The sequence below is a fragment of the Dactylosporangium sp. NPDC005572 genome, assembly GCF_040605515.1.
Taxonomy (GTDB): domain Bacteria; phylum Actinomycetota; class Actinomycetes; order Mycobacteriales; family Micromonosporaceae; genus Dactylosporangium.
Genome location: NZ_JBEXCY010000026.1, coordinates 26,809 through 47,552, shown reverse-complemented (window position 1 = coordinate 47,552; position 20,744 = coordinate 26,809). Strand labels below are relative to the sequence as shown.

The 20,744-nt window shown below is 72.5% G+C and carries 21 protein-coding genes; 6 read left to right on the top strand and 15 right to left on the bottom strand.

The genetic code is table 11. The features are described from left to right. Positions 1-71: 71 nt before the first annotated feature. The 6 genes from ABZS66_RS15985 to ABZS66_RS15960 all read right to left on the bottom strand — a co-directional run bounded on the left by ABZS66_RS15985 (position 72) and on the right by ABZS66_RS15960 (position 6,538). Positions 72-794, bottom strand: a complete 723-nt coding sequence (locus tag ABZS66_RS15985; RefSeq protein ID WP_354758128.1) for a hypothetical protein — start codon at positions 792-794, stop codon at positions 72-74. Positions 795-960: 166 nt separating this feature from the next. After that, entirely contained in the window at positions 961-1,332 is a 372-nt protein-coding gene (locus ABZS66_RS15980) for a metalloregulator ArsR/SmtB family transcription factor (protein ID WP_354758126.1), read from the bottom strand. A 207-nt stretch (positions 1,333-1,539) separates the two neighbouring features. After that, complete coding sequence (locus tag ABZS66_RS15975; protein WP_354758202.1) at positions 1,540-2,610, bottom strand: polyprenyl synthetase family protein; 1,071 nt, start codon at positions 2,608-2,610, stop codon at positions 1,540-1,542. Between the two features lie 5 nt (positions 2,611-2,615). Then, positions 2,616-3,983 (bottom strand): cytochrome P450, encoded by a 1,368-nt coding sequence (locus tag ABZS66_RS15970; RefSeq protein WP_354758124.1) that lies wholly within the window; start codon positions 3,981-3,983, stop codon positions 2,616-2,618. Beyond that, a complete protein-coding gene (locus tag ABZS66_RS15965) occupies positions 3,980-5,416 on the bottom strand; it encodes a cytochrome P450 (protein WP_354758122.1) in 1,437 nt (478 codons plus the stop codon). The genes ABZS66_RS15970 and ABZS66_RS15965 overlap by 4 nt, the downstream gene beginning before the upstream one ends. A gap of 24 nt (positions 5,417-5,440) precedes the next feature. Further along, on the bottom strand, positions 5,441-6,538 hold the full coding sequence (locus tag ABZS66_RS15960; protein WP_354758120.1) for a terpene synthase family protein: 1,098 nt from the start codon (positions 6,536-6,538) through the stop codon (positions 5,441-5,443). Between the two features lie 281 nt (positions 6,539-6,819). Between ABZS66_RS15960 and ABZS66_RS15955 the strand changes: the two genes are divergently transcribed. Next, positions 6,820-7,014, top strand: coding sequence for a hypothetical protein (locus ABZS66_RS15955; RefSeq protein WP_354758118.1), 195 nt, complete (start codon positions 6,820-6,822; stop codon positions 7,012-7,014). A gap of 12 nt (positions 7,015-7,026) precedes the next feature. On the opposite strand, the gene ABZS66_RS15950 is transcribed toward ABZS66_RS15955, so the two are convergent. Continuing rightward, positions 7,027-7,332 (bottom strand): hypothetical protein, encoded by a 306-nt coding sequence (locus ABZS66_RS15950; RefSeq protein ID WP_354758116.1) that lies wholly within the window; start codon positions 7,330-7,332, stop codon positions 7,027-7,029. Positions 7,333-7,416: 84 nt separating this feature from the next. On the opposite strand from ABZS66_RS15950, the gene ABZS66_RS15945 reads away from it, so the two are divergent. After that, positions 7,417-8,319: a bile acid:sodium symporter family protein gene (locus ABZS66_RS15945; RefSeq protein WP_354758114.1), complete on the top strand. Its 903-nt coding sequence runs from the start codon at positions 7,417-7,419 to the stop codon at positions 8,317-8,319. After that, positions 8,316-11,492 (top strand): AAA family ATPase, encoded by a 3,177-nt coding sequence (locus ABZS66_RS15940; protein WP_354758112.1) that lies wholly within the window; start codon positions 8,316-8,318, stop codon positions 11,490-11,492. Before ABZS66_RS15945 ends, ABZS66_RS15940 begins: the two co-directional genes overlap by 4 nt. Here the strand turns inward: ABZS66_RS15940 and ABZS66_RS15935 are convergent. From ABZS66_RS15935 to ABZS66_RS15925, 3 genes are read right to left on the bottom strand one after another with little or no spacing between them, the layout of a single operon-like run. After that, on the bottom strand, positions 11,481-13,031 hold the full coding sequence (locus tag ABZS66_RS15935; protein WP_354758110.1) for an FAD-dependent oxidoreductase: 1,551 nt from the start codon (positions 13,029-13,031) through the stop codon (positions 11,481-11,483). The genes ABZS66_RS15940 and ABZS66_RS15935 overlap by 12 nt on opposite strands. A gap of 54 nt (positions 13,032-13,085) precedes the next feature. Then, positions 13,086-13,244 carry a hypothetical protein gene (locus ABZS66_RS15930; protein WP_354758109.1) on the bottom strand — a complete coding sequence of 53 codons (159 nt, stop codon included), beginning with the start codon at positions 13,242-13,244 and terminating at the stop codon, positions 13,086-13,088. Then, on the bottom strand, positions 13,244-14,029 hold the full coding sequence (locus ABZS66_RS15925) for an alpha/beta hydrolase (RefSeq protein ID WP_354758107.1): 786 nt from the start codon (positions 14,027-14,029) through the stop codon (positions 13,244-13,246). The genes ABZS66_RS15930 and ABZS66_RS15925 overlap by 1 nt, the downstream gene beginning before the upstream one ends. Before the next feature lie 118 nt (positions 14,030-14,147). Between ABZS66_RS15925 and ABZS66_RS15920 the strand changes: the two genes are divergently transcribed. Together ABZS66_RS15920 and ABZS66_RS15915 are read left to right on the top strand one after the other, a co-directional pair. Next, positions 14,148-14,354 (top strand): 2TM domain-containing protein, encoded by a 207-nt coding sequence (locus ABZS66_RS15920; RefSeq protein WP_354758105.1) that lies wholly within the window; start codon positions 14,148-14,150, stop codon positions 14,352-14,354. A 3-nt stretch (positions 14,355-14,357) separates the two neighbouring features. Beyond that, positions 14,358-14,948, top strand: a complete 591-nt coding sequence (locus tag ABZS66_RS15915) for a methyltransferase domain-containing protein (protein WP_354758103.1) — start codon at positions 14,358-14,360, stop codon at positions 14,946-14,948. 25 nt (positions 14,949-14,973) lie between these two features. Here the strand turns inward: ABZS66_RS15915 and ABZS66_RS15910 are convergent, their stop codons facing one another. Together ABZS66_RS15910 and ABZS66_RS15905 are read right to left on the bottom strand one after the other, a co-directional pair. Further along, positions 14,974-15,768 (bottom strand): GTP pyrophosphokinase family protein, encoded by a 795-nt coding sequence (locus ABZS66_RS15910; protein ID WP_354758101.1) that lies wholly within the window; start codon positions 15,766-15,768, stop codon positions 14,974-14,976. Positions 15,769-15,822: 54 nt separating this feature from the next. Beyond that, positions 15,823-16,317: a helix-turn-helix domain-containing protein gene (locus ABZS66_RS15905; protein WP_354758099.1), complete on the bottom strand. Its 495-nt coding sequence runs from the start codon at positions 16,315-16,317 to the stop codon at positions 15,823-15,825. A 97-nt stretch (positions 16,318-16,414) separates the two neighbouring features. Here ABZS66_RS15905 and ABZS66_RS15900 point away from each other — a divergent pair, with 97 nt between their 5' ends. Then, positions 16,415-17,851, top strand: coding sequence for an MFS transporter (locus ABZS66_RS15900; RefSeq protein ID WP_354758097.1), 1,437 nt, complete (start codon positions 16,415-16,417; stop codon positions 17,849-17,851). Between the two features lie 55 nt (positions 17,852-17,906). Here ABZS66_RS15900 and ABZS66_RS15895 read toward each other — a convergent pair whose 3' ends face one another. Genes ABZS66_RS15895 through ABZS66_RS15885 form a run of 3 tightly spaced genes read right to left on the bottom strand, consistent with a single transcriptional unit; the run spans position 17,907 to position 20,742 of the window. Then, entirely contained in the window at positions 17,907-18,719 is an 813-nt protein-coding gene (locus ABZS66_RS15895; protein ID WP_354758095.1) for an SDR family oxidoreductase, read from the bottom strand. Continuing rightward, the gene (locus tag ABZS66_RS15890; RefSeq protein ID WP_354758093.1) at positions 18,716-19,558 is read right to left on the bottom strand and encodes an amidohydrolase family protein; all 843 of its coding nucleotides are present in this window, start codon (positions 19,556-19,558) and stop codon (positions 18,716-18,718) included. The genes ABZS66_RS15895 and ABZS66_RS15890 overlap by 4 nt, the downstream gene beginning before the upstream one ends. Then, positions 19,555-20,742: a mandelate racemase/muconate lactonizing enzyme family protein gene (locus ABZS66_RS15885; protein WP_354758091.1), complete on the bottom strand. Its 1,188-nt coding sequence runs from the start codon at positions 20,740-20,742 to the stop codon at positions 19,555-19,557. The genes ABZS66_RS15890 and ABZS66_RS15885 overlap by 4 nt, the downstream gene beginning before the upstream one ends. Between the last annotated feature and the right edge of the window lie 2 nt (positions 20,743-20,744).

The window sequence follows — 20,744 nt, the reverse complement described above, 5'->3', positions numbered from 1 at the left end:
CCGGCTATTTTCGCTCAGCGGGCTTGCCGCCCTGGGGCGGCGGGAGGCGCCGCCGGTCGGTTTCCCCGCTATCACGCGAAGTCTTCGGAGTTCAGGTCCGCACGGTCGGCTCCGGCCCGGCGGGCCGCGGCCTTGACCGCGGTGATGAACCGTGGCGGTCCGCAGACGAACACGTCGGTCGCGGTGATCTGTGGTACCAGCCGAAGGAGCGCTTCGGCGTCGTCGACGTCCGAGCCGACACCCGCGGCCTGCCAGCTGCCGTCGATGCGGCGGGGGCCGGGCAGGTGGTGCACGACGATGCCCCGACGGCCGGCCGGGTCGTCGAGCTCCGGAACGAAGATCGCGTGCTGCCGGTCGGAGTACCGGTAGATGAGCGTCGCCTCACCCGGCGCGAACGGCATGTCCTCCAGCAGCGCCCGGATCGGGATGATCCCCACGCCGGCGGCGACGAACAGCGCGTGCGGGTGCCGGCGCCGCTGCGCGGTCATCGTGCCGTACGGGCCCTCGACGAACACGGGGGTGCCCGGCCGCAGCCGGGCGGCCCGCGCACTGCCGTCGCCGACCGCTTGGACGGTCACCCGGAGCCGGTCGTCGGCCGGGGCGGCGGAGACGGTGTACGGGTTGCCACGGGTCCAGCCGGGACCGTCGCGGAACCGCCAGATGAAGAACTGCCCGGACCGGGTCCGCATCCGATCCAGGTGACGGCCGGTGACGTGGACCGACACCACGCCGGTCGTCTCGACGTCGACGGACGCGACCCGCAGCCGGTGGTAGGCCGAGCGCCAGATCGGCAACCCGACGCGAAACGCCAGGATCGCGGCGAGGCTGCCGAGGTACCACGTCCTCCGTCTTCGCCGTCCGGCAGGTTCGGACCACCCCCGCGCACGCGGGGATGGTCCCGGCACCTGCGTGCCGTCGTTCAGCGGCGCCGTGTGCTCCCCGCGCGGGGGACAGCGCTGCTCAGCGGGCCCGCTTCGTCGCCCGTTTGCGGGGCGGGGTCAACAGGTCGGCGATCGTCGCGATCGTGGACGGCACCAGGCGGTAGTACGCCCAGACGCCGCGCTTCTCGCGTTCGAGCAGGCCGGCCTCGGTGAGGATACGAAGGTGATGGCTCACGGTCGGCTGGGAGAGGCCGAGCGGCGCGGTGAGGTCACTCACGGACGCCTCGCCCTCCGGAGCGGACTGGATCAGACTGAGCAGTCGCAGCCGGGCCGGGTCGGCGATCGCCTTCAGCACTCCCGCGAGCCGCTCGGCATCGGCACGCTCAATCGGCTCGCCGGCAAGTGGCGAGATAGCAGGCATAGTAGATTTCGCGGTTCCCACGCCCTCCATCGTTCCACCAACACCATCGATTGGCCGGTGAAACCGGAACCAGTGTCCCGATGGCGACCGCGAGGCCGGTGCGAGCGACGTCCCGCCGGCAGGTCAAGACGGTGGTGTGGTGGTGCGTTTGGTGCCGGATGAGACCGATCTGTGCCGGTTTTGACGACCGAGCCATCACCGCTGCGGCCGTGTGCCGGGCGGTATGTGAGCCCTCGATCACAGCGGTACCCCCGCGGCGGATGAATCCGGTCCGCGCGGCGCACCGACGGCACGCGCCACGTCCTCGAGCAGCGCGACACCCGCGCCACCGAGCGCGCCGAGTGAGCGCAGGCTCCGCGTCAGCTGCCGCTCGATCACCTGGCGCGTCACCACCAGGGCTCCGCCGCAGCGAATGCGAAGAGCGGCCTCGTCGAGAAGACGAGCCCGGTCGGTACCGGCCCGCCCGTCCAGCCGGGACAGCAGGCCCCGCAGCTGCGGGTCGCGGCGCATCGCCCAGAGCGTGGGGTAGGTGTACACGCCCGCGGCCAGGTCCTGCCCGACCGGCTTGTCGAGCACCCGCGCGGGTTCGGCGTCCAGCAGGTCGTCCGCGAGCTGGAAGGCGATGCCCAGGCGCATGCCGAACCGTCCCAGCGCGTCGGCTGTCGCGGCGTCCCGTCCGGCGGCGATCGCGCCCAGCCGGCAGGACGCGTCGAACAGCGATCCGGTCTTGCCGGCGATCGCGCGGCGGTACGAACGTTCGGTGCGCCCGACGTCGTAGCGGGCCGACGTCTCCTCGGCCTGACCCTCGCACAGCCGCACCAGCGTCGAGCCGATGATGCCTGCGGCGGCCGCGCCGACCTCCGCCGCGGCCGCGTGCGCGTGGCCGATCAGCAGGTCCCCGGCGAGCAGCGCCCGCCCATTGCCGGCGCGGGCGTTGATGGTGGCGGCGTGGTGCCGCACCGCCGCACCGTCCATGATGTCGTCGTGGACGAGGCTCGCGACGTGCAGCAGCTCCACGGCGGTCGCGGCGCCCACCGCGCGGCGGCGCGCGGCCGGCGAGGCGCGGCCGGCGCTGTGCACCACGGCGAGGACGAGCAGCGGCCGCAGCCGCTTGCCGCCGGCGAGCACGCCGGTCAGCTCGGGTGGGATCACCGACGGGCTCGCGCACACCCGCGTCGCGATGGCGTCCAGACACGCGGCGAGGTCGGTGCGCACCGCGGCCGGGTCGACGTGTCGGGTGAGCGCCGCCGCCACCTCGGTGCCCATCAGCCGGTCGACCTCCGTCCCCGCCGCGCGCGGCGCCTCCACCTGCGTCAAGGCGCCACCACCGGGTGGGCGGGGCGGGGCGCCGCCGGTCGGCGGACGGCGGTCCGCGACTCGGCGACCATCAGCACGCGACCGGCGCTCAGCGACGCGCGCGGCTGCGGCCGGACGACAGACCCGGGTGCCGGGCGCAGCCGGAACCGCGACGCGACGCTCGCGACCGTCACCGCGAGCTCGGTGAGCGCGACCTCGTCGCCGACGCATTTGCGGTTGCCGGCGCCGAACGGCAGGAACGCCGACCGTGCCGCAGGCGACGGCGAGCGCCACCGGTCCGGGTCGAAGCGCTCCGGGTCGGGGAACACGCGCGGGTCGTGGTGTCCCTGGTACGGGCTGAACAGCACAATCGCGCCCCGGGGCACCGGGCGGCCGGCGAGCACGGTGTCGCGGGTCGCCGCCCGCGACAACAGCCAGGCGGGCGGGTAGAGCCGCAGCGCCTCCAGGACGACGCGCCGCACCTCCTCCAGCGCCGGGAGGTGGGACAGGCCCGCGGGAGCTCCGCCGAGCACCGCGTCGACCTCGGCGTGCACGGCGCGCTCGGTGTCGGGGTGGCCGGCCAGCAGATGGAACACCCAGGTCAGCGCGTCGCCGGGCGGTTCGGTGCCGCCGATGAGCAGCGTCATGACCTGGTCGTGGATCTCCTCGTCGCGCAGCGGCGCGTCGGTGTCGGCGCGGACCAGGATGGACAGCACATCGCCGTGGTCGACGCCGGAGCGGCGGTACGCCTCGACGGTCTGCCGGATGACCCGGTGCATGGTGGCGCGGGCCTGTTCGAACTGCCGGTTGCCGGGCAGTGGCAGCCGGTGCACCCACTCGGCGGGCACGATCATCCGCTGGTACACGCCCCGCATGATCATCGGCATGGCCGCCACGACGTCCGCGATCGCCCGCTCGTCGAGCTGCGCGCCGAACATTGTCCGGGCCGCGACGCGCAGGGTGAGGGTGTGCATGGCGCGGGCGAGGTCGAAGGTCTGGCCGGGCCGCCAGGTCGCCAGCTCCGCCTCGATCTGCTCGCTCATCAGCGCGGCGTATCCGCCCAGGCGGGACGTGGTGAACGCCGGCTGGACGAGCCGCCGCTGCCGCCGGTGGGTGGCGAAGTCCGAGCTGACCAGGCCGTCGCCGACGAGCAGCCGGGCCTTGTCGAACAACGGCCCGCCCTTGTCGAAGGTCCGCGGGTCGTTGAGCACCTCGGTCACCGCGTCCGCGCGGGCCAGGTAGGCCTCGACCGGGCCGAGACGCAGCCGGACCAGTTCGGGGCCGTCGTTGAGTTCGCGCAGCAGCGTGAGCGGGCGCCGCCACAGCAGCGGAGCGTGGCCCAGCAGCGGCAGCGCGTGCGGCGCCAGCGGCGTCGCGGCGCTCATGCGTCTCCGACGTGGAACGGACAGCCGGTGGCACCGTGCGAGGCCGGGGCATCGGCGGCCGGAGCCGGGGCCGGTGCGCGACGGGCGAGGCGCATCGGCATCGGGCCCGGTCCGAGGGTCGCCTCGGGCAGGTTCTCGATCCGCGCTCCGGGCACCATGCGCAGCGACCACCGGGAGATGATCGTCGCGATCAGCAGCGTTGCCTCGGTGAGGGCGAACTTGTCGCCGATGCACTTGCGGTTGCCCATGATGAACGGCTGCATCGCGGCCTCGGTCACATCGTCGGCCCGTTCGGGCAGCCACCGGTCGGGGTCGAACCGCTCCGAATCGGTGAACAGCTCCTCGTTGTGGTGCAGCAGGTAGGGGCTGAGCAGCACGATCGTGCCCTTCGGCAGCCGGTGGCCGCCGAGCTCGGCGTCGGCCGTGGTCAGCCGGGTGAGCAGCCACACCGGCGGCCGGACCCGCAACGTCTCGTACACCACGCGGGACAGGTACGGCAGGCGCGGGATGTCCTCGAACGTCGGCGACCGGCCGGCCAGCACCGCGTCCAGCTCCTCCTGCAGGCGCCGCTCGACGTCCGGGTGCCCGCTGATCATGTGCAGCGTCGAGCAGATCGCGTTGGCCGTGGTCTCCATGCCGCCGGCCAGCAGCGTCATCACCTGCTGGTGGATCTCGTACTCGGACAGGCCCTCGCCGGTCTCGTCGTCGACCGCGTTGATCAGGATGGACATGAGGTCGCCGTGGTCGATGCCGGCCGCGCGGTACTGCACGACGGTCTCGTCGACGACCTTGCGCATCCGCTCGTGGGCGAGCGCGAACTCGCGGTTCTCCCGGGTGGGCAGCTTCTCCAGCAGCGAGGTCGGTGCGACCATCCGCTTGTACACGCCGCGGTTGATGATCGGCATGCACTCCTGGACCTCGTCCGAGGCGTGGGAGCTGATCGGGTTGCTGAACATGGTCCGGGCCGCGATCCGCAGCGTGACGACGTGCATCTCGTGCCGCACGTCCCGCCGCTCGCCCGGGGTCCACGACGCCAGCTGCGCCTCGATCTCCTCGCCCATGATCGTGGCGTACCCCGGCATCCGGGAGCGGTGGAACCCGGGTTGCATCATGCGGCGCTGCCGGCGGTGCGGCTGCCACGTGGCGGCGAACAGGCCCGCGCCGACCAGCTCCTCGGCCTTGTCGAACAGGGGACCGCCCTTGTCGTAGAGCCGCGCGTCGAGCAGGACCTGGCGGATCAGGCCCGGGTCGCAGACCATGACGGCGCGACGCAGGCCGAGCCGTACCTCGACGAGGTCGCCGTAGCGCGGCAGTTGCGTGAGGAACTGCTGCGGGCGCTTGGCGAGCGGCAGCGCGTGTCCGAGCAGTGGCAGTGCCCCGGGGGCGACCGCATAGCGCGCGGTGGCGGCCGGTGCTGCTGCGGAACGGGTCATGGCTGTTCTCCCTCGGGGTCGGCCTCACCTGGTCGTCGTGGACGGGCCTGGTCGGAAGCGTGCGACCGGCGCGGTCAGGCTGAGCCAGCCGTAGGTGGTGCCGTCCCAGGCCGCACCGTCACCGAAGTAGCGGGGCGTCAGGTACTCGAACTCCTGGCTGCCGCCGATGAGATGGTCCAGGCCGGACAGGTACGCGGACAGTCCGGGCTCCCGGCCCGACGGGCCGGCGAGCGCCGCGTCCCGGGCGCTGATGTATTGGTGTTCGTGGTGCGCAACGAGCGCGCAGAGCCGGTCGACGGCCTGCTGCAGGCCCAGCCCCTCGTGCTCGCGCAGCACCCGCATCGTCGTCATCGTGTCGCGCTGCGCGTACTCCTTCCGCCACGACAACAGGTCGTTGACCAGGATCAGCTGGCGCATGCCGTGGTGGTGCACCTCGTCCAGGGCACCGCGCACGGCCAGGTCGCTCATGTCCACCTGGCACGCGTACTCGGTGAGCAGTTCCAGGAACTCGCAGCCGAAGCTGTTCATCCGCACGCGCATGCAGCCCTCGAAGTCCGGTACCGTCCCGGCCAGCTTGGCCTCGATCTCGGCGGCGCAGCCGCGCAGGAACGCCTCGAGGCTGTGCACCAGCCGGTCGACCTGCCTGCGGCTGAGGTCCGGCGCGATACGCCGCCAGAGATCCTGGGCGGCGCGACCGTACACGGTGGCCGCTGCAGCGCCGCCAGGCGCGTCGACGTCCGCCATGACGGCGGCGAACGCCTCGCGCGCGGCCGAATGATCCGCCCCCAGTGCCGATTCGTCGGAAACGAAGCTGTCGATCACCGTGACGAACTGGTACCAGTCGGCAATGTTCTGTGCGCGCCGCCGATCCGCGAAGGGTACGGTGATCGGGCCGTAGATGCCGTTGCGCTGGCGCAGGAAGACCAGGAGCGCCTGCTCGTCGGAGAAGCACTCGCCCAGCATCCGGCGGATCCAGCCGTTGGAACTGATCTCGATCTGAGCGGCCTGCGGGTGGTAGGCCACCGGCAGCAGCCGCGGCAGGGGCGGAAGGTAGAACTCGTCGGCCTCGGGCGCGGCGGTCGTGCGCCCAACCGGCGCGGCCAGGTCCGCGTCGGTGATCATCAGTGCTCGCCCACTCGGGCCGGTACACCGCTGAGCGCCACGTCGATCGTCAGCTCGTGCATGACTCACCTCGCAATCCGGGCGCCTCCCGTGGACGGGCCACCGCGCCCCGCGGTCCGGCATCGGACAACGGCCACGCTAGGACCGGCGTCTGAAACCTCGCTAAAGGCCGCCACGAAGCCGGCATCCGGCGGGTTACTGCCGGGGTGGTTCTGCCGCCGGGCACGGATGTTTCGGGGGTTTCGGCGCAGCAGCCGGTGGCCGGCGGCACGATGGCCGGCATGGGCGAGTACCGGGAGATCGTGTCCGACATCCTCGCGACCGCCGGCGGAGGGCAGGCGTGGATCGAGATGAACCTCACCGGTTACCTCACCGAGCGGTGCACCGGATGCGGTACCGACGAGGAAGCGGAGTCGTTGGCGCAGGCTCTGGCGTGGCTGGCTGAGCACGCGGCGGCGTGCACCGCCGGGAGGTAGGGCCCGCGGTCGTCAGCTTTCGCCCGGCGGTGGCTCCTCCGGCAGCCCGGCCAGCGACTGCGCCAGCTCCGCCTTGGCCTGCAGGAACCGCTCCGCCGCCCGGCGGGCCGCCGACCCCGACTCCTCGCTGACCGGCGTCGCCGCCAGGCTCAGCTCGGTCGCGATCTCGTGCAGGCGGTGCGACGCGGCGATCAGCGGCCCGATGACGTCTTCAGGGTCGATGGTGATGTCGGTGGCGAGGCATCGGGCGAGACCGGTTGCCGCGTGAGCGACCTGCCGGGCCAGGATGCTCGGGTCGTTGTCTGGTTCGGGGCTCACCGGGGTGACGGTACCCCGTGCGACAGCCGCTCCTGCGGCGGAACTGGCCATTGACCGGCCGCCGCAGGACGGTGAAAATGCACCGTGGGCTCCGCTTCGATCATCGCCAGCCTGCCTTTTGCCCTCGCCGTCGTCATGCTGGGCCTGGGCCTGGGCCTGACCGTGGACGACTTCAGGCGGGTGGGCCGGCATCCGAAGGCGGCCGTGGTCGCGCTGCTGTGCCAGCTCGTGCTGCTGCCCCTGATCTGCTTCGGCCTGGTGCTCGCGTTCCGGCTCCCGCCGGAGCTGGCGGTCGGGATGCTGCTGATCGCGGCGTCACCGGGTGGTCCCACGGCCAACCTGTTCAGCCACCTGTTCGGCGGCGACGTCGCGCTGAACGTCTCGCTCACCGCGATCAACTCGGGCCTGGTCGTGGTCACCCTGCCGATCGTGGTGAACCTGTCGGCCGGGTACTTCCTGCCCGGCAGCACCGGCATCGGGCTGCAGTTCGGCAAGGTGGTGCAGGTCTTCGTCATCGTGGTCGTGCCGGTCGTGGCCGGGATGCTCCTGCGTGCGCGGGCGCCCAGGATGGCGCAGTGGCTCAACCGCCCGGTCCGGGCGCTGTCCGTGGTGGTCCTGGTCGCGGTCATCTCCGCCGTGCTGTACGGGGAGCGGGCCAACCTCGCCGGCTACTTCGTCTCGGTCGGGCTGGCGGTGGTGGTCTTCAACATCGTGAGCCTGCTGGTCGGCTACGCGGTGCCGCGCCTCGCCGGCGTCGACCACCGCGCGGCCGTCGCGGCCGGGTTCGAGATCGGCATCCACAACACCGCGTTCACCATCACCGTCGCGCTGAGCCCGGCGCTGATGAACAACGCCGAAATGGCCATCCCCGGTGCGGTGTACGGCATCGTCATGTTCTTCACCGCGGTCGCGTTCGGCTGGCTCGTCGCCCGCCGCCGGGCTGAGGAGCCCGTTCCCGGTGAACCGACGCCGGTCGGGCTCGGGTGAGCGCCGATCCCCTGCGCCTGCGAATCCTCGGCCCGCTGCGGGTGTGGCGCGGCGCCGCCGAGCTGGACACCGGCCCCCGCCAGCAGGCGTACCTGCTGGCCCTGCTCCTGGCCCGGGTCGGCCAGCCGATCACGACGAGCGAGCTGATCGGCCTGATCTGGGGCGATGACGTCCCGGCCAGCGCGCTCAACGTGATCCAGAAGTACATCGGCGCGCTCCGGCGCCTGCTCGAGCCCGCGGTCCCCGCCCGGGAGAGCGGTTCGTACCTGCACCGCCGCGGCAACGCGTACCTGTTCGGCGGCGGCCCCGGCACCCTGGACCTGGTCGCCTTCCGGGACCTCCTCGAAGCCGCCCGGGCGGCCCTGGCCGAGCGGCAGCACGAAGCGGCGCTCGACAACTACGTCGACGCGCTCGGCCTCTGGCAGGGTCCCGCAGCGGAGGGGTTCACCCACGGAACGGCTGCGATGGCGATCTTCGCCGCGCTCGACGACGAGTTCCACGCCGCCTGCACGGCCGCGGCCGACCTCGCCGTGTCGCTGCGCCAGCCGGAGCGGGTGCTCCCGGCGCTGCAGCTCGCCTCCAGGATGGCGCCGCTGCACGAGCCCGTCCAGGCCGGTCTCATCGCCACCCTCGGCGCCGCCGGACGCCAGGCCGAGGCGCTGTCGGCGTTCCGCACGCTGCGCGAGCGCCTGGCCGAGGAGCTCGGCATCGACCCCGGCTCGGCGCTGCAGGCCGCTTATCTGCGGGTGCTGACGCAGGGTCCGGTGGTCGCGGGCGGTCGGGGTGGCGGCGCGCCCACCCGGCAGAGTGGTCTGATCGGCCGGACCGAGGAGCTGACGGTACTGCGGCAGACCGTGGAGGCGGCGCTCACCGGCGGCACCGGGCTCGCCGTCGTCGAGGGCGAACCCGGCGTGGGCAAGACCCGGCTGCTGGAGGAGGCCGCCGCCGAGGCGGACGAACGCGGCGGGCACGTCGTCTGGGCCTCCTGCCTGGAAGGCGACGGCACACCGTCGATGTGGCCGTGGGAGCAGGCGCTCACCGCGGTCGTCGACAGCCTGCCCGCGTCGGCGCGGGAGAAGTGGCTGGCCGGCGAGCTCGGCAGCCTCCTCGAATCGCGGGACGACGACGCGGGGCCGGTGGTGTCCGGCGGCCGCGCCCAGTTCCGCCTGTTCGAGCAGGTCGTCACCGTCATCGGCCAGGCCGCGGCGGAGCGGCCGATCCTGCTCGTCCTCGACGATCTGCAATGGGCCGACGCGGCGTCGCTGCAGCTGTTCGGGCACCTGGCGGGCCGGCTGCCCACCGGTACCGCGATCATCGGCGCCCTTCGCGACCGCGCACCCGCACCCGGCTCCGACCTTTCGCGGGTCCTGGCCGCCGCCAGCCGGCTGCCCAGCCACCGCAGGTTCCGGCTCGGTCCGCTCAGCCTGCCCGATGTGGCCGAGCTCATCCGCCGCGAGTCCGGCCAGGAGCCCGCCGCCGACATCGCCCGCAGCATCCATGCCCGCACCGCCGGTAACCCGTTCTACGTCCGGGAGCTGTCCCGGCTGCTCAGCGACCGAGGCGCGCTCAGCGACGGCGAGGCGTCGGCGGAGGCGTCGATGGGAGCGTCGGTAGGGGCGTCGGCACGGGCCGGGGTGCCGTCCACGGTGCGGGACGTCGTCCGGGACCGGATGGCCGACCTCGACGACGGCACCCGTGACCTGCTGCAGATCGCCGCGCTCATCGGCCGCGACGTCGACCTCGGCCTGCTCGCCCGCACCGCCGGCGGGAACGCCGCCGACTGCCTCGAACGCCTCGAACCGCTGCAGGCGCTCGGCCTGCTCGAAACGCGACCCGAGGACCCGTTCTCGCTGCGCTTCGCGCACGACCTGGTCCGCGAGTCGATCACCGAGACGACGGCGCAGCAACTGGCGGTCCGGCTGCACCTGCGGGTCGCGGACGCGCTCGAAGCCGGCCAGGCCGACGACGACGCCGTCACCGAGCGCCTCGCCTACCACCTGTGGGCCGCGGGCCCCCTCGCCGACCCGGTGCGCACCGCGGAGGCGCTCAAGCGCGCCGGTCGCCGCGCGACGGCCAAGCTCGCGTTCGCGGCCGCCGACCGGCACCTGGAGACGGCCGCCCAGATCGCGCGGAACGCCGGCCTGCCGGAGCTGGAGCTCTCCGCCCTCGCGCTGCTGGCCATCGCCCCGCGCCGGCAGGCCGGGTTCGGCGGCACGACGTTCGACCTGCTGGAGCGGGCGGAGTACCTGGCCCGCCAGCTCGGCCGCGACATCGAGGCCGCCGGGCTGCTCTTCGCCCGCCTGTTCGGGGCCTACACCTTCCTCGAACCGGACCGCGCGCATCTGGTCCGCCGGCTGTACGAGCAGGGGGAGGCGTCCGCCGATCCGGTGCTGCGGGTGTACGGCCGGCAGGCCTGGGGCCTGCACCAGTGGGACATCGGCAACATCGGCGAGGCGTACCGGTACCTCATGGCGAACGACCCGGCCGTCCTGCACGGTGCGGTCTCCTCGCACAGCGAGACCACGGTCCGGCGGGACGTCTCGGGCGAGTGGCCCGGCTGGCGGGCCGTCGTGACCGCCCTGCACGGCGACGCCGGGACGGCAGGCACCATGATCGACGAGTGGAACGGCCCGGCCGATCCGCTCGGGGTCGCGACCTGGGCCTACTACATCACCATCATCGCCTCCATGGCCGGCGACGCGGGCTGGGTGATGCGCACGGTCGAACGGTGGATGGCCATGGGCACCGGCGCCACCGCCGTCCAGCAGGAGCACTACGTGCGCCTGAACTGGTACTGGGCCCGCGCCCTCACCGGCGACGACCCGGCCGCGACCGCGGCGGAGGCGGAGCAGCTGCTGGCCGCGACGCTGGTCGACCCGCCGCGGTGGGGCATCGCGTACCACAACGGTCTGCTCGCCGAGATGTGGCTCGCCGCCGGGCGGCCGGACGAGGCCGGCGCCGCCCTCGACCGGGCCGGCCGGGCCCTCGAGGCCCACGGCCAGCGGTACGCCGAGGGCCTGATCCGGCTGCTGCGGGCGCGCCTGCTCCACGCCCGCGGCGAGCCGGTCGACGTGGTGCGGGCGGCCGCCGAGGCGGCCCGTGCCTGGTCCGCCGAGCGCGAGACCCACCTCTTCGCCCGCCGGGCCGAAGCGTTCCTGGCCTCACTCGACTGAGTCGCCGTCGAGTGCGGCGTGGACCGAGGCGACCGCACCGGCGCCCTCCCCGACGGCGGCGGCCACCCGTTTCGTCGAGCCCGAGCGGAGGTCACCGACCGCGAACACCCGTGGTGCGCTCGTCTGGTACGGCAGCCGACCGTCCGTGCGGACGAAGCCGTCGTCGTCCGTGGCCACGCCGGTGAGCCAGCCCGAGACCGGGTCGGCGCCGACGAAGCAGAACAGCGCCCGGCAGGCCAGCCGTTCCAGGCTGCCGTTGGGCCGCTGCACGACGATCGACGTGAGGGTGTCACCACCGGCGAGCTCGAGCACCGCGGTGCCGGTGTGCACCCGGATCCGCGCGTGCGCCCGGATCCGGTCCGCCAGGTAGGCGGACATCCGCCGGCCGAGCTCGGCACCGCGGACGACGAGCTCGACGCAGGCGCCCTGGGCGGCGAGCGACAGGGCCGCCTGCCCGGCCGAGTTGGCGCCCCCGACGACCGCCACCGGCCGGTCGGCGTACCCGCGCACCTCCAGCTCGGTCGCCGCGTACCTGATGCAGCCGGACCGCTCGAACGCCGTCCACTGTGGAATGTCGAGCCGGCGGTACCGCACCCCGGTGGCGGCGACTACCGCGCGGCACTCGACGCGGGTGCCGTCCTCCAGCAGTACGGCCGGGCGCCGGGGGTCCGCGAGGTCGAGGTCCGCGGCCGCGCACGGCGAGTGCACCCGCACCCCGAACTTCAGCGCCTGCAGCATCGCCAGCCGGGTGAGGTACGCCCCGCTGACCCCGTGCGGGAAGCCGAGGTAGTTCTCGATGCGCGCACTCATGGCGGCCTGCCCGCCGAGCCCGTGCCGGTCCAGCAGCACGGTGGTGAGACCCTCCGACGCCGCGTACACCGCGGCAGCCAGACCCGCCGGGCCGGCGCCCACGACGACCACGTCGACCGGGGGGCCGCCGGGCCGGTAGGTGAGGCCGAGCGCCTTGGCGACCGTCCCGGGTGTCGCCTGCCGCAGCACCGCGCCGTTGACGATCGCCGCCGGCAGGTCGTCGTCCGCGAGCCCGGGCCCCGGCGAGGCGTGCCAGGTGTGCGGCAGCAGTAGCTGGGTCACGTACGTCCGCAGCGCGAGCGACTCCGCCGTATCCGGCCGGGCGTAGATCGTCAGGGCGTTGCCGGCGGCGGCGCGGATGACGTCACGCCGTTCGCGGAACGCCTGGAGCAGCAGATCGGCGAGGTCGTCGTGTTCGGCGAGCACCCGGCGCAGCCCGTGCGCGTCAACCCGCACGACGGTCCCGGCGGTGACCACCCGGGCGGTGAGGTAGACGTGCTGCCCGGTCAGCAGGTTCAGCTCGCCGAGGAAGTCCCCGGGGCCACCGCGGAAGATCACTCGTTCCGGCTCGGCCGCCGTCGCGTCCCGGACGATGTCCACCGTCGCCGTGCCCAGGAGGAACAGGTTGTAGGTGTCGTCGCCGGTGGCGTACAGGATCCGCCCGGCGGAGGCGTGCTCTTCCACACCGTACCCGGCGAGGCGGCCGGCCTGTTCAGCGGAGAGCGGCATCGCGGCCACCGACCGGGGGACGTGCGACGGCCGGCGCGGAGGCGTGCTGCTGCATCACGCCGTCACCTCGCGCAGGCCGTGCCGGGTGGAGAAGCGCCGCAGCGGCCCGGGCGCCCACCAGTTCGCGCGGCCGCCGAACGTCATGAAGGCGGCGGCCGCGCAGATCACCCACCAGCGGCGGCGGTACATGGTCCGCCCGAGACGCTCGAACATCAGCGCGCTGCCCGCTTGATGAGCTCGACCGTCACGCCGGGCTGCGAGATCATCGCGACGTGCGAGGCGGCGACCTCGCGGACCTGCGCGCCGGCGCGCTGCGCCATGAACCGCTGCGCCGCGGCGGGCAGCACCTGGTCGTTGCGGGCCACGAGGTACCAGGACGGAATCGTCCGCCACGCCGGTGCGCCGGACGGCTCGCCGAGCGTCCGCGCGTCAGCCGGCCGCTGCCCCGCCCACATCAGCCCCGCGGTCGCCGCCGGTACGTCCCCGGCGAACACGTCGCGGAAGACTGCCTGCTTGATGTAGCCGTCGACGAGGCCCTCCCCGTAGGGGCGGAAGTCCAGCGCCGCCTCGTTCAGCCGGCTTCCCGGGTACTTCGTCTGCAGCCCCAGGAGCGTGTCGCCCTCGTCGGGCACGAACGCGGCCACGTAGACCAGCGCCTTCACGTTCGGGTTGCCGGCGGCCGCGTTCGTGGTGACGATCCCGCCGTAGGAGTGCGCCGCGAGCACCACCGGCCCGCTGAGTGTCGCCAGCACGCTGGCCAGGTAGGCGGAGTCGGCGGAGACGCTGCGCAGCGGGTTCGCCGGGGCGATGACCGGGTAGCCGTCGCGGATCAGCCGGCCGGCGACGCTGTTCCAGCCGGAGGCGTCGGCGAACGCGCCGTGCACGAGCACCACGGTGGGCTTGGGCTTCGAGCTGTGCGCCTGCGCGGCGGGTGCCCCGAGGAATGCGCCCGTGGCGGCCGCGGCCGACCCGGCGAGAACGGTTCTACGAGTGGTCATCGTGGGATTTCCTTCCGGCAAGGGGAGACGATCGCCGGTCACAGTAGGGACGGCCACTTGACGGCCACTGACGAACGGATTCAGTCGTCGTACAGTGCGCGGGCCTAACGTCCCCACCATGCAATCGACGAAGAGCGAAGCCTCCAAGAAGTGGGGCCTGCGAATCCACGTCCTCTGGTATGTCCTGGCCAACGTGGGCCAGGTCTTCACCTGGTACTACGCCACTCCCGAACAGTTCTTCTGGCCGCTGTGGTCGATCGTCGGGTGGGGCGTCGGCCTCGCGTTCCACGCCTGGGCGATCAACCGGACCCCGCACCGGGCCTGACCGGTGTCGTTCTTCGTGGAGTTCGTGCGCGACCCGCTGACGGTGGGCGCGGTCGCTGCGAGCGGCCCCGCCCTGGCCACGGTCTCGACGGCAGCGGTACCCCGGACCGGTGCTCCGGTCGTCGTGGAGCTCGGTCCGGGCACCGGCGCCTTCACCGACGCCATCCAGCGACGACTCGCCGGACGAGGCACGCACCTCGCGGTCGAGCTCAACGCACGGTTCGCGCAGCAGCTCGCCGCCCGCCATCCGGCGGTGGACGTGGTCCACGCGGACGCCGCCGGCCTGGCCGCGTTGCTCGCACAGCGTGGGCTGCGTTCGGCGGACGTCGTGGTCAGCGGCCTGCCGTGGGCGGCGTTCGCGGCAGGCCGGCAGCACGACGTCCTGTCCGCGGTGGTGGCGACCCTGTCGCCGCACGGCGTGTTCACCACGTTCGCGTACGTGCACACCCGCTGGGCTCCGCCGGCGCGCCGACTGCTGCAATCCCTGCGGTCCCGCTTCGACGAGGTGGTCGTCAGCCGCACGGTGTGGGCGAACGTTCCGCCGGCACTCGTGTACTACTGCCGGCGCCCCGGAGTGGATGGGAACACGTCCTGATGCCCGCGGCGCAGGCGGTTGCGGGCTAGCTCTGCTGGTTCAGCAGGCGCTGCCGTCGGATCAGCTCCATCACGAGCTTCTCCGACACATCGACATTGCCCGCTCGTGACCGGGACGGCCGACGGCGGTCGTCGCCGTGGATCTCCTGGTGCAGTCGCTCCATGTCCTCGTCCAACTTGGCAGCTGTCGCAGCGGCCTCGCGAAGGCTGGCCCGGAGCTCGTCGGGGACGTGCTCGTTGTACTTGTAGTAGATCTTGTGCTCGAGGCTGGCCCAGAAGTCCATGGCGACCGTGCGGAACTGCACCTCGACCCGCACCGGTGTCGGTCCGTCGGACAGGAAGACCGGGACCTCGACGATCGCGTGCAGGCCCCGGTATCCGTTGGGCTTGGGCCGGCGGATGTAGTCCTTGACCACGAGCAGGTCGACGTCGTGCTGTCCGGTCAACAGATCGAACACCCGGTAGGCGTCCGAGACGAACGAGCACGTCACCCGCACGCCGGCGATGTCGGTGATCTCTTCGCGAATCCGGTCGAAGGTCGGCTCGCACCCCTTGCGGTGCACTTTCTCCAGGACGCCCTCGGGGCTCTTGAGACGGGCCGACGTGTGTTCAATCGGGTTGTACTCGTGAATGTGCCGGAACTCCTCCTGGAGGATCTGCACCTTTGTTGTGATCTCGTTCATACCGAACTTGTACGAGAGCATGAAGCGCGAGAACTCATCCCACATCTGGCGGAGCTCCGAGGGGAGTACGGCGCTCTCGCCGGCGACCGACGCGATGGCGGGCTCCATCCCGCCGGCCGCGCGTGCGATATGTCCCATCTGCACGATGGTACCCGGCGCGAGCTGGCCGGCCTCGTACGCGATGACGGGGTTCTATCGGCGGCCGGCGAGGACCTCGCGGGCGATGGCGTCTCGCTGGGCTGCCTCTCGTTCGGCTTGGGCCTGTTCCTCGGCTGCGCGTTTGTCGTATGCCGAACGCGCGGCGGCGATCTCGTTCTGGTGGCTCTCCGTCCAGGTCACCAGTGACCGGATCGTCTCGTGGAGGGTGGCGCCGAGCGCGGTGAGCTCGTAGTCGACGCGGGGCGGCACCGTCGGGTGCACGGTCCGGGTGACCAGCCCGTCGCGTTCGAGGTGCCGGAGGGTGCGCGAGAGCATTCGCTGGCTGATCCCGTCGATCATGCGCCGTAGCTCGGTGAAGCGCAGGCTGCGCCGGTCCAGTAGTGCAATGACCAGCAGCGACCACTTGTCGGCGATCCGATCGAGGATCTGGCGGACCTCGCAGTCCTCGCGGGTGTCCCACTGCAGGACGTCGTAGTCGGCGTCGGTATCCGCGCAGTGACCGAGGGACCGGAGAGTTCCGTCTTCCATGGCTACCGATGGTGCCCCACGATGCAGACGGTTACAAGAAGGAACCGGCATGCGCTGGGAGAACCGGAGAGCGTGAGGCCCTCCAAGAGGAGTCGAGATGTCTACGTCGAACACCCGCATGGACGGGCGGACGTGGGGCGTGTTGTTCGTGTTGTGCGGGGCGATCTTCCTGGAGGGGATCGACGTCGCGATGCTGAACGTGGCGCTGCCCGCGATCAGGGAGGATCTTGGGCTGTCGACCGGGGTGCTCAGCGGGGTGGTGAGCGCCTATGTGCTCGGGTACGGCGGGTTCATGCTGTTGGGCGGGCGAGTGGCCGATCTGCTCGGCCGGCGGCGGATGTTCCTGTGGTGGCTTCTGGTCTTCGTGGTCTTCTCCGGGCTGGGTGGCTTCGCCACCGAGGGCTGGATGCTGCTGGTGGCACGCTTCGTCACCGGAGTGGCTGCCGCGTTCATGGCTCCGGCCGGGCTGGCTCTGGTCACCAGCAACTTCGCGGAGGGTCCGCAGCGAACCAGGGCGCTGGGGGTCTACGCGGGCACCGCCGCCGGTGGCTTCTCCCTCGGCCTGGTCGCCGGGGGCGTGCTGGTGTCGGCCAACTGGCGGTGGGTGTTCTTCGCCCCGGTCATCCTCGCCGCGGCGATCCTGCTGGCCGCGGTTGCGTTGCTGAAGGACGACAGGCAGGAGTTGCCGGAGGCGCGGGGCTTCGATCTGGCCGGCGCGGCGAGCATCACAGCCGCCATGCTGCTGCTGGCCTACGGCGTGGTGCGGTTGGAGCACGGCGGTGCGGGGCTTGGGACAACCCTGGCTGTCTTCGCCGCCGGCGTCGTTCTGCTGGGGATCTTCGTCCTGATCGAGCGCCGCTCGACGAATCCGCTGGTCCGGCTCGGCATCCTGCGGTCGGCTCGGCTGGTGCGGACCAACCTGGCGGCGCTGCTGTTCATGGCCTCGTTCGCCGGGTTCCAGTTCATGGTGACGCTCTACCTGCAGGAGTTGCGGGGCTGGACCGCGCTGCAGACCGGTCTGGCCATGCTGGTGGTCGGGATCGACACCATCCTCGCCCCGACGCTGACGCCGCGGCTGGTCAACCGGTTCGGCAACGTACGGGTGCTCTTCGGCGGCATCGTCCTGGCCGCGCTGGCCTACGTGCTCTTCCTGCCGGTCGCGCAGGACTGGACCTACGCCGTGATGCTGCCGACCATGCTGCTGTTGGGCCTGGCCTTCGCATTGTCCTACGGTCCCCTGACCATGGCAGCCACCGACGGTGTCGACGAGCGGGAGCACGGCCTGGCGGGCGGCCTGCTGTACACCTCGATGCAGTTCGGTACGGCCCTCGGCATCTCCGCTGTGACCGCTGTGAGCATGGCCACGGTCAACGCCGAGGCCGGCGAGGACATCAGCCTTACGGCGATCCGCCACGGCCTGGTGCTGCCCGTGACCGCGGCCGTCCTCGCGGCGTTCGTCACGGCATTCGGTCTGCGCCGCAAGACCCCGACGCCGCAGGTCCCAACGCCGGCGGCCGTCCGCGCAGCGGCCTGATCGGCAGGAGCGACGATGGCGCCGGTTGCCGGGGCCCGCGCTTGTCGGGTCGGGGTCAGAGCGTGTTGCGGTACGGCGGCATGAACCGCAGGCGGGGCATCTGGTCGGCGAGCACGCCGCCGTCGACGACGAGATGGGTGCCGGTGATGTACCGGCCGGCGTCGGAGGCCAGCAGGAGCAGCGCGCCGACGCAGTCGTCCGGGCGCCCGTAGCCACCACGGAGCGGGATCCGCTCGGCCCACGCCGCCTCGAAGGCCGCGCGGTCGAACGGGAACTCGCCGTCGATCGGGGTGGCGATCATGCCGGGTGCGATCGTGTTCACGGTGATCCCGTGCGGGCCCAGCTCGGCGGCGAGCGAGCGGGTGAGCAGCTCGACGGCGCCCTTGGAGGCGTTGTAGTGGGCCAGGCCGGCCTCGGCGACGAGGCCGTTCTTCGACGAGATGTTCACGATCCGGCCGGAGACCCCGTCGGCGATCATGTGCTCGGCGACGCGCTGCGCGAGGAAGAACACGGCCTCGACGTTGACCCGCATGAGGGCCCGCCAGCCGGCGACGGTGATCTCGTTGAAGTGCTCCAGCGCGGCCACCCCGGCGTTGTTGACCAGGATGTGCAGCGGGCCGTGGGCGCGGCGCAGCTCGTCGGCCCAGGGCGCGATCGCCTCGGTGTCGGCCAGGTCGAACGCGTGCGGGTGGCAGGCCCGGCCGGCGCCGGTGACGGCGGCGACGGTCGGGCCGAGGTCGACGCCGGGCCGGTCGACCACGATCACGTCGGCTCCGGCGCCGGCCAGTCCGGCGGCGAACGCGGCGCCGAGGCCCCGGGCGGCGCCGGTCACCAGGGCGGTGCGGCCGGTCAGGTCGAACGCGGTCACGACAGCCCCAGCAGGTCCAGCGACGGGCGGTGGATCAGCCGTTCGATCTGCTCGGGGTCGAGCGGGTCGAGGCCGGGAATGCCGGGGACCCGGCCGACCGCGCGCAGTCCGTCGACGGAGGCGTCGACGGTGGTGAACGGGTAGTCGCTGCCGAACAGCAGCTTGTCCCACACCCCGTAGTCCTGGACCAGCCGGAGGCTGTGCCACAGCTGGAACGGCCGGTAGTGCAGCGCGGACACGTCGGCGTAGACGTGCGGGTGCTTGCGGATGACCGCGATGCACTCGCCCTCGTAGGGGTGGCCGAGGTGGGCGAGGACCATGCGCAGCTCGGGATGCCGGATCGCGACCTCGTCGAGGTGTACCGGCAGCGCGTACCGCAGCGGCGCGGCGGACACGAACGTGGTCCCGGTGTGCACGAGCAGCGGCAGCCCGTGCCGGGCCGCGTAGGCGTACAGGTCGTCGTAGGCGGGGTCGGCCGGGTCGAACCCGGCGTACATCGGCATGAGCTTGATCCCGCGCAGCCCGAGGTCGACGTGGCCGTGCTCCAGCTCGTCGCGCCAGCCGGGCTGGGTCGGGTCGAGAGCGAGGTAGCCGATGAGCCGCTCGGGCCGGGCGGCGACGTACGCGGCGACGGCCGCGTCGTCGACCCACAGCCCGGAGCGGCGGGCCTTGCCGCCGACGACGATCGTGCGGGTGTCCGGTGGTGCGGTGGCGGCGTACTCCGACCAGCGCACGGTCAGGTCCACGTGACCGCCGTGGGCCCGGGAGGCCTCGGCGGCGAACGGGTCGCCGACGTGCTCCGGGCAGTCGAACAGGTGCGAGTGGACGTCGACGATCATCGGCGGTCCCGCTTCTCCCAGCCCTCGGCGAACATGTTCCAGAAGCCGTGGCTCGGCGGGTGCTCGGCGAAGACCTCGTCGGCGAGCTCGATGCCGAGGCCGGGCGCGGTCGGCAGCTCGATGTGCCCGCCGGTCATCGGCAGCGCGCCGCGTACCGCGTCGAACACGTAGTCCTCCAGCATGCCGTCGAACGTCTCCAGGATCTTGAAGTTTGGCATCCCGAGGACGGCGTGCACGGAGGCGGTGGTGCACAGCGGCGAGTTGGAGTTGTGCGGGGCGACGACCATCGCGTGCTGGTCGGCGATCGCGGCGAGCTTACGGACCTCGGTGAAGCCGCCGGCCATCGACAGGTCGGGCTGGATGATGTCGACCGCCTCGGTGGCGAACAGCCGCGCGTACTCGTAGCGGTTGTGGAAGTGCTCGCCGCCGGAGATCGGCATCGTCGCCCGGGCCCGCAGCTCGGCGTAGCGCTCGATGTGGGTCCACGGCAGCGGCTCCTCGAACCAGCCGAGGTCGAACGGCGCCAGCTCGTGGACGAGCCGCACGGCGGTGTGCATGGCGAAGCGGGCGTGTCCCTCGACGAACAGCTCCACGTCGGGGCCGACCGCCTCGCGGACCGCGGCGACGATCGCCACCGACCTGTGCAGCTCCGTGCGGGACAGCTCGCCGAGGCCGGCGCCGAACGGGTCGAACTTGAGGGCGGTGTAGCCGCGGGCCACGGTGGCGACGGCCCGTTCGGCGAAGGCGGCGGGCTCCCGCTCGCCGGTGTACCAGCCGTTGGCGTAGACCCGGACCCGGCTGCGGCAGGCCCCGCCGGTGAGCCGGTAGGCCGGGACGCCGAGCGCCTTGCCCATCAGGTCGTACAGCGCCTGGTCGACGCCGGAGAGCACGATCCCGCCGATGTCGCCGCCGCGCAGGAAGTCGCCCTGGTACAGCCGCAGCCAGATCTCCTCGACGTCGAACGGGTCGGCGCCGATGAGGTGGCGGGCGGCCATCGCCTCGGCGAGCTGGCAGGTCTCGCGTCCCCGGTACGGATGGGTGATCTCGCCGACGCCGCTGAGCCCGGCGTCGGTGTGTACGCGTACGTAGGAGAAGTCGCGCCAGGCGGTGCCGAGGCTGAGCGTCTCGACGCGGGTGATCCGGCCGGCCGGCCCGACCGGGCGGGTGGTGTCGACGGTCAGCATCG